The 11,818-nt window shown below is 33.7% G+C and carries 13 protein-coding genes; 9 read left to right on the forward strand and 4 right to left on the reverse strand.

Features of this window, described 5'->3' with window-relative positions:
* The first annotated feature begins 122 nt into the window (after positions 1-122).
* The 7 genes from ADJ83_RS06180 to ADJ83_RS06215 all read left to right on the forward strand — a co-directional run bounded on the left by ADJ83_RS06180 (position 123) and on the right by ADJ83_RS06215 (position 6,372).
* Positions 123-1,577 carry an IS1182 family transposase gene (locus tag ADJ83_RS06180; protein WP_048717259.1) on the forward strand — a complete coding sequence of 485 codons (1,455 nt, stop codon included), beginning with the start codon at positions 123-125 and terminating at the stop codon, positions 1,575-1,577.
* 367 nt (positions 1,578-1,944) lie between these two features.
* Positions 1,945-2,451, forward strand: a complete 507-nt coding sequence (locus tag ADJ83_RS06190; RefSeq protein ID WP_031540140.1) for a TlpA disulfide reductase family protein — start codon at positions 1,945-1,947, stop codon at positions 2,449-2,451.
* 213 nt (positions 2,452-2,664) lie between these two features.
* Entirely contained in the window at positions 2,665-2,796 is a 132-nt protein-coding gene (locus ADJ83_RS06195) for an FbpB family small basic protein (RefSeq protein WP_031540139.1), read from the forward strand.
* Positions 2,797-2,868: 72 nt separating this feature from the next.
* Positions 2,869-3,012 (forward strand): acid-soluble spore protein N, encoded by a 144-nt coding sequence (locus tag ADJ83_RS06200; protein WP_016205356.1) that lies wholly within the window; start codon positions 2,869-2,871, stop codon positions 3,010-3,012.
* 246 nt (positions 3,013-3,258) lie between these two features.
* Positions 3,259-5,601 carry an AAA family ATPase gene (locus tag ADJ83_RS06205; protein WP_031540137.1) on the forward strand — a complete coding sequence of 781 codons (2,343 nt, stop codon included), beginning with the start codon at positions 3,259-3,261 and terminating at the stop codon, positions 5,599-5,601.
* A gap of 15 nt (positions 5,602-5,616) precedes the next feature.
* Positions 5,617-6,057, forward strand: a complete 441-nt coding sequence (locus ADJ83_RS06210; protein ID WP_035416767.1) for an acyl-CoA thioesterase — start codon at positions 5,617-5,619, stop codon at positions 6,055-6,057.
* Positions 6,058-6,081: 24 nt separating this feature from the next.
* Positions 6,082-6,372: a hypothetical protein gene (locus ADJ83_RS06215; RefSeq protein ID WP_031540135.1), complete on the forward strand. Its 291-nt coding sequence runs from the start codon at positions 6,082-6,084 to the stop codon at positions 6,370-6,372.
* 182 nt (positions 6,373-6,554) lie between these two features.
* Here ADJ83_RS06215 and ADJ83_RS06220 read toward each other — a convergent pair whose 3' ends face one another.
* The 4 genes from ADJ83_RS06220 to plsY all read right to left on the reverse strand — a co-directional run bounded on the left by ADJ83_RS06220 (position 6,555) and on the right by plsY (position 9,775).
* A complete protein-coding gene (locus ADJ83_RS06220; protein ID WP_031540134.1) occupies positions 6,555-6,845 on the reverse strand; it encodes a HesB/YadR/YfhF family protein in 291 nt (96 codons plus the stop codon).
* A gap of 116 nt (positions 6,846-6,961) precedes the next feature.
* Positions 6,962-8,104 (reverse strand): CapA family protein, encoded by a 1,143-nt coding sequence (locus ADJ83_RS06225; RefSeq protein ID WP_035416766.1) that lies wholly within the window; start codon positions 8,102-8,104, stop codon positions 6,962-6,964.
* 130 nt (positions 8,105-8,234) lie between these two features.
* A complete protein-coding gene (locus ADJ83_RS06230; RefSeq protein WP_031540132.1) occupies positions 8,235-9,068 on the reverse strand; it encodes a two-component system sensor histidine kinase NtrB in 834 nt (277 codons plus the stop codon).
* A gap of 104 nt (positions 9,069-9,172) precedes the next feature.
* Complete coding sequence (gene plsY, locus ADJ83_RS06235) at positions 9,173-9,775, reverse strand: glycerol-3-phosphate 1-O-acyltransferase PlsY (RefSeq protein ID WP_031540131.1); 603 nt, start codon at positions 9,773-9,775, stop codon at positions 9,173-9,175.
* Between the two features lie 252 nt (positions 9,776-10,027).
* Between plsY and ADJ83_RS06240 the strand changes: the two genes are divergently transcribed.
* Positions 10,028-10,366, forward strand: a complete 339-nt coding sequence (locus ADJ83_RS06240; protein ID WP_031540130.1) for a hypothetical protein — start codon at positions 10,028-10,030, stop codon at positions 10,364-10,366.
* A gap of 89 nt (positions 10,367-10,455) precedes the next feature.
* Positions 10,456-11,817 carry an IS4 family transposase gene (locus tag ADJ83_RS06245; RefSeq protein WP_048717268.1) on the forward strand — a complete coding sequence of 454 codons (1,362 nt, stop codon included), beginning with the start codon at positions 10,456-10,458 and terminating at the stop codon, positions 11,815-11,817.
* Position 11,818: the final 1 nt, after the last annotated feature.

Below are 11,818 nucleotides of genomic sequence, written 5' to 3' on the forward strand. Positions count from 1 at the left end.
GAGGCCACTGAAAAAGTCCTCCAAATGTTCATAATCTAAAAGGTATAGTCCTTCATTATTTGAAGGAACTATCCTTTTTTTATTGTATAATTATAGTATCAATTTCAGTGTGGGTGGATACTATGATTCAAAAACAACAGTCTATGATTCTTTTTAGCCCTTTTATGGCTCTATATGATTTAGTCGTTCCAAAAGATAATCTGTTACGAAAAATTAATGACTTAATTGACTTTTCATTTGTTTATGATGAAATCAAGAAAAATTATTGTTTTGATAACGGTCGAAATGCCATCGATCCTATTCGTATGTTCAAGTATTTATTATTAAAGTCGATTTATGACTTGTCTGATGTTGACGTTGTTGAACGTTCAAAATATGATATGTCTTTTAAATATTTTCTTGATATGGCACCCGAAGATTCGGTGATTGAACCAAGTTCTTTAACCAAATTTAGAAAGTTGCGTTTAAAAGACGTAAAACTTTTAGATATGCTTGTTAATAAAACCGTAGAAATCGCTATTGAAAAGGGAATTATCAAAAGTAAAGCTATTATCGTAGATGCCACTCATTCGAAAGCTCGTTATAATCAGAAATCACCTAAAGAAATCCTAATGGATCGTTCGAAAAAGCTTAGAAAAGCTGTTTATAAAATAGATGAAAGCATGAAAGATAAGTTTCCCACTAAAACTTCAACGGATATTTTGGAGGATGAAATGGAGTATTGTCAAAAACTGATTGAGGTGATTGAGAAGGAAGATACGCTTGTTCCATATCCAAAAGTAAAGGAACAACTAAACCTTCTAAAAGAAACGGTAAATGACGATATCGAATATCTACAAATTTCAGAAGATAAAGATGCTAAAGTTGGTCACAAGAGTGAGGATACCTCATTTTTTGGATACAAAACGCACATAGCCATGAGTGAAGAAAGGATTATTACAGCCGCAACAGTCACAACTGGAGAAAAGAATGACGGAAAACAATTAGAAACACTGATTGAAAAAAGTATGACAGCCGGCATGGAAGTTGAGGCAGTAATCGGGGATGCAGCTTATTCGGAAAAAGGAAATATCGAGTTCACAAAAAAGAATGGAATGAAATTGGTAGCCAAATTAAACCCTTCTGTAACACAAGGATACCGTAAAAAAGAAGATGAATTTGAATTTAATAAAGATGCTGGAATGTATGTTTGTAAGGCTGGACATATGGCAATAAGAAAAGCAAAACAGGGCAAAAAAGGAGAAGGTAGAAATCAAGTTCATACGTACTATTTTGATATAGAAAAATGTAAACACTGTCCGTTTAAGGAAGGATGTTATAAGGAAGGGGCTAAAAGTAAAACATATTCTGTAAGCATCAAATCAAACGAGCATACAGAGCAGGCAAAATTTCAAGAAAGTGACTATTTTAAAGAAAAGTCGAAAGAACGATATAAAATAGAAGCTAAAAATAGCGAATTAAAACACAGACACGGGTACAATGTTGCAAAATCCTCGGGTCTATTAGGTATGGAATTGCAAGGTGCCATGGCAATATTTACGGTGAATTTAAAAAGAATCTTGAAATTAATGAGTTAAAAAAGATAGGAATTCATGAGAAAATGGATAAAAAAAGACGACTCTACATTCAAAAAATTTAATGAGGGTCGTCTTTTTTTTATGCGGCCAGCTGATTATTTAGAAATGACCTCAGTTTGTCAGTGGCCTCATTTAATTGGGCTGTTTTTTTTCGAAATAAAGAATGTTAAAGTATGTATGCTAATTACATTGCTAACTTGGTAACAACAGCATTTGCTTAACTGATCCATTATGGAAATTTAATTATTATAATAATTAAATAATTTTACGCACTCAATATAATAAATAAAAAAATTTGGGATAATCTATAAGAAAGACTTAATAAAGTTATCTTTTACAATTCATTTAATTATAAAAGGAGGCTGTTATGTCACCTAAACGAGTATTTTTCCTTATGCTGCTAATGGCTATGCTTATTATTACAACACCAAATGATGTTATGCTAGCTAAGAATGGTTTAAACATTGGAGACAAAGCTCCAAATTTTACATTAAAAGATCTTAATGGAAATAAAGTAGAGTTATCCGATTTTAAAGGTAAATTTGTTATGATCAATTTTTGGACAACCTGGTGCCCACCGTGTAAAAAAGAAATGCTTGATATAGAAACCTTTTCAAAGGAAAAACAAAATGATTGGGTTGTCCTTGCTGTAAATGTTGATGGCGGAAATGAAGCAGGGGTTAGACAATTTGTCCAGGAGAGAAAATTAACTTTTCCAGTTTTAATGGACAAGAAAGATATGGTTGCTAATCAATATCATATACTTAGTATACCAACCACCTATTTCCTAAATAGAGAAGGAGATATCATCCATAAGCATTTTACGATGTTAACCCTCAAAGAAATGAGAGAATTGACAAAAAGTAAAAAATAATGAAAATAATATAAATTAGCATGTAAGCGCTTTACAAACTGCTGGTGATATACTATAATTACAAATGTAGTAATAAGGAGTGCACCCCTTGTTTTAATTATCAGAAAACAAAAACTTTTCAAATAGATTCAAAAATTATTTCTTTTCATGTAATAATTATTTTACTTATTGGGAAATATGATAATACAAATTTTTTATAAAGGAGAATGAGCCATGAGAAAACCTCGCAAACGTTCATTTCAAGAATTAGTATTAGAGAATAAAATGCAATTATTAAAGGATAGAGAAGCAATTGAAAAAATTGAAGAACGATTAGAAAGAAAGCATTTGAAAAAAGCTCGTTAATATTAAAATCTAGAAATTACCATCTATTCTGCTTGTACTTTTGTACAAAATATAAAAGAAGGAGTTGATTAGATGAGTAATCCTAAAAAAGATAGCAAACACTTTGTACCAAGCCATATTGGGACAAAATCAAGAAGCTTTGGTGGAAACAAAGGAAAGCAAATGCAAGATAAATCAGGACAACATGCTCAAGTAATTCAAACAAAAGGGGAATAATTGTCTCCTCAAAATATAAACCATAATTAGACAGCAATCACTCATTTTTTTGATGAAAAGAATGAGTAATTGCTGTCTTTATTTTTGACGGAAAAAAGGAAAAAATGCTTGTACTAATGATATTAGGGATGAAAGGTACTTTACTAAGATAAATCCTATGAGAAAGGTACATAATCATTAACGAAAATAAAGGAATATGTTAGTATTAAAAAGGTATATCCTAAATTTATTAAGTGAAGTGAACATATGAATAACGAACAAGTAAAACCAAATATAAAAGATCAAGAAATTTATCTGTTAGAGAAAGAGTTTGAAGAGCATGGTTTCGTAGAAAATGAAAAAAAAATCTTAGATGCGATTCAAACGCTAAATGAAGCACAGAATGGAAAAGAAATTTCCCAATTATTAACGATAGCGGCATTATCCAGGATGCATGGGAATCAAAAGGATACAATTGCGGTCGCATGGTTAAACAAAGCTATTGAGCTAAACCCAGACAATACAATGGCTCTTAAATATCTTTCCCAATATGATTGGAAGAATTTCAGCCACTTGCTCGATCAGCTTGTCTTCCCTAATATTCGCGAAACCGATAATCGAACAGCAAAACGCAAAATTGCAGAGCAATATATAAATAATTGTCGCGCATTTTTAGAGCAAATGGAAGATGAAGTGGCACATATTAAGAAACAGAGAATAAATGCTACTGTTTACGATAATAAAGAGGCAGTTGCGAAATATGAAACCATTGAACAAACGCTAAAAATAGTGATTGAGAAAACGTCTGAGCTATTGAAATCTGCTGAAGAGTATGCCGAATCTATTAGTGGTGTGTTTCATACATCGATTTACTATGAAAGTGTAAAAACGTTAATAGAAGAGCTTCAAGAACTTAAAAAGGAATGGGCAAGCCTTTTTGTAGAAGAAAAGGAAGAAAAACAGACGACACTTTCCTCGTTAGAGCAACTTGAGCAAATGGTCGGTCTTGCAACAGTAAAAAAAAGAGTACAGGATTTTTATCAGTTTTTAAGCTACCAAAAAGCAAGAAAAAAATTAGGCTATATGATTCAGGATGCATTAAGTCTAAACATGATCTTTACAGGTAATCCAGGTACTGGAAAAACTACGCTTGCCCGTCTAATGGCCAAGATATATCATGAACTAGGTGTATTGCCTAGCGCAGAGGTTGTAGAAACAGATCGATCCCAATTAATAGGTGGCTATATGGGACAAACAGAAGAAAATGTACGTTCTGTTGTTAAACAAGCAGTTGGCGGCGTTCTGTTTATTGATGAAGCTTATAGCTTAAAACGTGAGGGACAATCTGGTAATGATTATGGCCAGACAGCAATTGATACGCTTGTTTCCTTAATGACAGGGTCTGAGTTTGGTGGTAAGTTTGCTGTTATTTTAGCAGGCTACCCAGAGGAAATGCGTCAATTCCTAGATGGTAATCATGGGTTAAGAAGTCGTTTTCCAGCCTCTAATATGATTCATTTACCTGATTATACACCTAGTGAATTATTAGCAATTGGTGAAAGAATGGCTTCGAGTAATGACTATGTTATGACAGAAGATGGTAAAAAAGCATTATTAAAAAGACTTGAGAGGGAACAAGTGGATGAAAGCTTTGGAAACGCTCGAGCTGTTCGCAATATTGTTCTTGATGCCATATTTAGCAAAGGTTCCCGTAAATCAAATCAACAAGAAATCTTAAAATATACATTGCTACAAGAATCGGATTTTGTTAGTGATGACAAGGAAAAACCAATCAATCCAGCGACAGAATTAAATGAACTAATCGGATTATCGAAAGTGAAAGAAGAAATAAAGAAAATTATAGCATTTGTAAAGGTTCAGCAATTAAGACAAAAGAAGGCGCAAAAGAATTTGCCCATACAACTACATGCTGTATTTACAGGGAATCCAGGTACAGGAAAGACTACTGTTGCGAAATTATATGCTCAGTTCCTTAAAGATTGTGGAATCTTAAAGAGAGGACATTTGGTTGTAACAAGCAGGGCAGACTTTGTAGCGGGATATGTAGGTCAATCTGCTATAAAAACAAGAAAAAAAATTAGAGAAGCACTTGGTGGCGTGTTATTTATTGATGAGGCTTACTCCTTATTAGGAAATGGTGGACAAGATTTTGGTAAAGAGGTCATAGATACATTAGTGATGGAAATGACAAAGCATAATGAGAATCTAGTTGTAATCCTGGCTGGCTACCCAAATGAAATAACTGCATTACTACAAAGCAATCCTGGCTTAACTTCTAGGTTTAAAAAGTTTATCCATTTTGCTGATTATGTAGCGGAGGAATTGATTGACATAATGAAAATGTATGCAGCGAAATATGATTATTCGTTATCAGAAGAAGCTATCTCCATATTAAAGAATCAACTGCCTAAAGTTTCAACTGAAGGAAATGGAAGATTTGCCACTAATATTATCGATGAAGCAGTGCAATTACAAGCATTACGACTGTCCGAGCAATTAGAGCAAGGAATGGAAGCAGATGTTTCTACACTGATTGCTGAAGATATAGAAAATGTTTTACAAGGATATAAACGGAAAATCGAAGAATAGGACGGTATGAAACAAATGGATAATTTTTTTATTTCAATAAGAGACATTGAATTATATTATGCAGACACAGATGCTATGGGTGTTGTATATCATGCGAATTATCTTAAATTTTTTGAAAGAGGTAGAACAGGGCTAATTGAGGACATTGGCTATGATTATTTAGAAATGGAAAATAAAGGGTATTTTGCACCAGTCTATGATGTCTATGCAATGTATAAAAAGCCGTTACGTTATGGAGACCAAGCAAAGGTTAAAACTTGGGTGGAAACAAATGATGGGATAAAAACAGTTTACGGATATCAGATTATCAACCAGAATGAAGAAATCTGTGTGGAAGGAACTACGACACATATTATCGTATCGAAGGAAACATTTAGACCGAAACCTTTTAAGAAGATTTTTCCCGAATGGTTTCATAAATATGAAGAAATTAAAAAGCAACCAACAGACAAGTAAAGCCATATAAAGGAGATTACTTTCATGGCCTTTGGATTAAAAAGACAAGAGCTGACAGAGTGGAAAAGAAGAATAGATAATGGGGAAATTGCATTTTTAACTCATTACTGGTTAGATGATCGCTTCCCAGATTGTAAGACAGTTACAAAAGTAGGATGTTCCGATATAAAAAAGTTAAAAAGCTGGGGCGAAAAGTATGGGTTAAAGGAAGAATGGATCCATTATCGGAAAGATGGCTATTCTCATTTTGACTTATTGGGTGATACACAAAAGAAAATTTTGAAAGAAGAGGGTATTTCCGAGCGTTTAAAATAGATTTTTGAATGCTACTTTCTAAAGCGTAAATGTATGGAATGGAAAATGTTCAAACTATAAACAATACAGAATCGCTTATTATATCGAGCTTATTTTTTGAAATAACCAAAATTAAAACAGCGAAAGGTGAGAGAAACTTACCTTTTCGCTGTTTTTTAGGTATTTTATCATTAGCTCAAAACTTACTGTGCGTGACGATATTCTGGTTCGTTTGCTACTTCATTGAAATCTGCAAATAAATCTTTATCATCAAAATACCATAAATCTTTTTCTTCTATATAATAATGAATTCCATCCTTTACCGTTTCTACGCCAATATTTACAGGCTGTTCATTGGAAATTCCTAAAGAAAAACCTTGCTGCACTGTACTGCATCCGCCGTAACGAGCAAAGAAACGAATAAAGTCTCCATCTTTTAACAGCATTTCATCCTTGTACCATTCGGCAGCTTTATCACTAATCACAATTTTCATGTTTTCACACCTCTTATGAATTTTGCTCCTTAAATGCTAAGGAAGCAATCTATTACTATTGGTATATTTCAATTATAAAGGATTCTATTATAATTATCGAATAATTGCATTTGGTTTTACTCTGCTTGTCCTTCTATTAGCATATGATCCATTATTTTTTTATAAATAGAAGCACCGTATTTATCAACGGCTTCTTCTGAAGTAACCAATGGATGCATGATATAATTGCTTTCATTCTTACTTGCAACAAAGGTAGGATAGAAGGTAGGCTGATCCAATGTAATAGTAGTCGAATTTCCTCTCTGCAGTTTATTCACCGTAATAGTTACCATTCCACCGATATCTCGATATTCTTCATCCTGTCCAGATAAAAAGTTCCCTAACGAATAAACAACTAAACCTTTTTGCCCATTCTTTCCTTCTAGCCATTCGATTGGCTGAAGAACATGCGGATGACTTCCGAAAATAATATGAACACCTTCATCGATAAAAAACTGTGCCAATTCTTTTTGCTCATTAGATGGATAACGCTCGTATTCGTTACCCCAATGAACTGCCATTACTATAACATCTGCAACTTTTTTGGCCCGTTGAATTTCGTTACTCATTTTTTCTTTATCTATTACATTAACGATATACTCGCTTCCTTTTGGAACGGGAATCCCATTTAAACCGTAGGTATAAGCTAAATAAGCAATCTTGACATCATTTTTTTCTAAAACAACTATCTTATCTTGATCATCTTTATTTAAATAGGTTCCAACATGGGGAAGATCTATTTGATTTAAATAATCAATGGAAAGCTTTTGCGCTTTTACTCCGCGATCTAAAGCATGATTATTTGCAGTAGTAACAATATCAACACCTGCTTTTTTTATGGTATCGGCAATTTCGTGGGGACTATTAAAAGTAGGATAGCCAGATAACCCAATCGTTTCTCCAGCGACAATTGTTTCTTGGTTTGCAAGCAATAAATCAGGTTTTTTTAATTCACTGGATAGATTAGCTAACATTTTATCAAAATTATAATAATCTCCTTCTCGAGCATCATTATAGACTCGATCATGGATAAGTATATCGCCAATAGCTGCTATTGTAATTTTTTTATTTTCTTCTTTTGCTAATTCATGAATGTTTCTACCTGAAATAGAATGAGATTCTTTGCTGGTAGAAGGGGAAAACTTTGACATCCCCACACTCACTAGTATGCATAATGCAACAATCAGGAAGAACATGTAGATTATTTTTCTTTTATTCATCATCAGCCTCTTTAAAACAATTTTAAAATCACTTTACAAATAATAGCATAACAAATATTGATACATTTGTAAGTAAAGAACAAGGAATTGATTGATTTTTTTCTGCCACTGTTCTCTATCACAAAGGAAGTTATTGTTCCTTTAAAAAGTAGAATGGCAGCTGTATGGTAATGGTTGTCCCTTTTTCTATAGCACTTTGGACCTTCATAGTACCATTATATTTCTCAATCAGCTTTTTGCAGACATAAAGGCCCATGCCGGTTCCATTTTTTTTCGTCGTTTTAAGCGGAGTATATAAATGATTCAGCTGTTCCTCTGTCATGCCACATCCATTATCTTTTACTATAACCAAGAGATGGTCCCTAGAAACTTTTGTTTGAATAACCACCTCTTTTTGATTGGATGAATGATTTGCTTCCGTTGCTTCAAAGGCATTTTTTACAACATTTACGATTACTTGGGTAAGATGCTGTTCATGAATTATACATAATGGTTCGTCTGATATTAAGTCAATATGTAAGATTATTCCTTTTAAATTTGCTTCGCTCTTAAAAACAGAAGACATTTCCTTGATTAATTTATTTATAGATAGTGGGTGACTTTCCTTTGATTCAGATTTAGATAAATTTAAAAAATCGGTAATTAAGTCATTGGCTCGTGTTAATTCACTTAGTGCTAAATCCGTGTATTGATGAATGGAATGAAGATTATTTGTTTGTTTTATTAGTTGCAAAAATCCGCTAATAGACGTAAGCGGGTTACGTACTTCATGTGTTATGCTACAAACCATTTTGGCTATATTTTCACTATAGGTTGTAGAAAGAGTTAAAGATTGTAGACATTCGATTAAATGCTCCATATTTGCTTTTTGTTCCTGGAGTTTCGTTTCCACCATTTCTAATTTATTTTCAAAGTCTTCTGCACCTTCAATAGTACTCTTGTAATTTACAGTATGATTGGTCATCCTTATTCGCCCCTTTAACGATTATAGTAAAAGGTATGACGAAATAAATCATTTAATGTCAAATTAAACTTGTAAAATAAAAAAAAGACCGAAATCGGTCCTTTTTATAGCCAGGTTACTTTTGGCTCCGTTTTATTAATGATTCTTTTTATATTGGCACGATGTCTATAAACAACAAAAATCGTTAGTACGGCAAGAATAAAAATTAATAATTTATCGTCCCAAAGGATAAGGGAATAGATAAGTCCCGCGAGACCAGCAACCATGGAAGATAAAGAAACATATTTTGATATATATAGTGTAAGAAAAAATACCGCTAAAATAATAAGGAATAAAAGTGGTTCATGACCAAGAAGAATGCCAGCAGACGTAGCAACTGCTTTTCCACCTTTAAAACCAGCAAATACTGGATACATATGACCAACTACTGCAAATATCCCAAAAATTAGCGGGTTTATCTCTATGTCAATGTTCCATATAAGAGTAGCAAGTATTGGCAACAATGTTGCGATTGTCCCTTTCAATATATCGGAAATTGTTACCGCAAAGCCTGCCTTCTTGCCAAGAACTCGAAATGAATTGGTACCGCCTAAATTCCCACTACCGTGTTCTCGTATATCTTTATTGTAAAAGGTTTTGCCTATTATTAGTCCAGAAGGAATAGATCCAATTAAATAAGCGAGTATAATTAATAGTCCAATAATCAATTTTCGTAATCTCCTTCACCTATGTAAATGCTTTTTGCTTTTATATTGTATCATGTATTTGCGAAAACTCATCATTTTTTCAAAAAAATATTCTACATCCACAGATGATTATCCTTCCTATTATTGCAAAAACTAAATAGATATTAAGCAACCATAAATCACTGATTTTGAGAATTAGCCCCGTGAAAAGTGAATGGCAAGTCTTTAACAACGAAAACCGCTTTAGAAATGAAGCAAATGGGGAGGAAAATGATGAAACGGATAGTTGGTATTTTATTCCTGCTTTTTATCATTATATATAGTAGTACTATATATTATCATGTGAAAAAACCTCTTCCAATTGGGATGTCAGTAGAGGGAGCTATCCATCAAGTAGAAGATATTGAGCTATTAACAGACATCACCTACAAAAATAAACAGAATAAAAGAGTTGTTCAACATGAAGTGTTTCATACGATGCTAAAGGACATTCAACAAGCGAAGAAATTTATAGTAGTGGATATGTTTTTATTTACTCAACTTTCGCACCAAAAAAATAAGTGCAAATCGTTAGTTGTATTGCGTCTATGGTCTATTAAATATGTTGCTTGACAGTGTTTAATAAAATGAAATAACACCTCATTCTTTGGTATAGTGTAATTGTAGAGAAAACACTACCATACAGAAGAGGTGCTCCCTATATGATAGACCAAAATAGCCAAAACAATCAACTACCAAAAGAACTTAATTCGGTTTTTTCTGAGCTTGAAATGAATAAACACCTGCGCCAAGCAGGAATTAAAAAATCCTTCGGTTTCAGCTGTTCCTACTTATTTCAGCTTGTTTTCTGTTTGATTTTCCAGCACAAAAATTGGTTTTCACTTCTTGATTCAAAGAAAGCCGATCAGTTTCCAGCCAAAGATGCCGTCTATCGCTTTTTAAACCAATCAACTTTTAATTGGCGCCGTTTCTTACTACTGTTGAGCATTTTTACTATTCAAAAGGTGACTCGCCTTACGAATAAAGAGCGTCCAAAAGTACTGATTATCGATGATTCTGCGTATGACCGAAATCGTAGTAAAAAGGTAGAGCTTCTCGCTCGTTGTTTTGATCATGCTTCCCTGAAAATGCGTTTCTTTAAGGGGTTTCGTATGCTCACTTTGGGCTGGTCAGATGGCTATACATTTATGCCAATTGACTTTTCTTTAGTCAGTTCAAAAAAGTCTCAAATCAATGGTATCTCTGAAAAAATTGATAAACGTACTTGTGGATACAAGCGTCGAGAAAATGCATTACAAACTGAGCCTGAACAAGTTCCTGACATGATTAAACGTGCATTAGCCAATGGGATAGATGCAAGTTATGTCCTTATGGATTCTTGGTTTACATTGCCACCACTTGTAAAGTCTATTGTGGATCAAGGATTAGACGTAATTGGTATGGTCAAAGAAACAAAACAACGTTATAACGTAAACGGGGAGATGGTTTCTTTAAAGCAACTATACCGCCTAGCTGGACCCATTCAATCCAAGAAAGGAATTCTTCGTTCCATCCATACGATCATGGCTAATGGAACACCAATTAAAGTGGTATTCATTCAAAACAGAAATAAGAAAAGCGACTGGCTTGCCATCCTCAGCACAGACTGCACTCTTTCAGAACAGGAGATCGTCCGAATCTATGGAATGCGCTGGGATATCGAGGTATTCTTTAAGGCGGCCAAATCTCTTTTGAAACTTGAAAAAGAATTCCAAAGCCGTTCATATGACGCGCTTATTTGCCATACAACGATTGTGTTTTCTCGTTTTATCGTTCTGTCGTGGCAGAATCGCTGTAATACCGATCAACGCACAATAGGTGGTCTGTTTTACGAATTATGCGATGAAGTAAATGAACTTGATTGGGCTGTCGCATTACAGCAATTGATCGAGCTTCTTCAAGATGCACTTAAACAAACGAATAAGAAAATCAAAAAAATAATTCAAAGTCAACTTGAACAGTGGATCGCTGGCCTTCCTAATTATATCAAGGCTTATTTGCCGATATCACTCTGCGAAAGTTGAG

The organism is Bacillus sp. 522_BSPC (assembly GCF_001076885.1).
Classification (GTDB): Bacteria; Bacillota; Bacilli; order Bacillales; family Cytobacillaceae; genus Niallia; species Niallia hominis.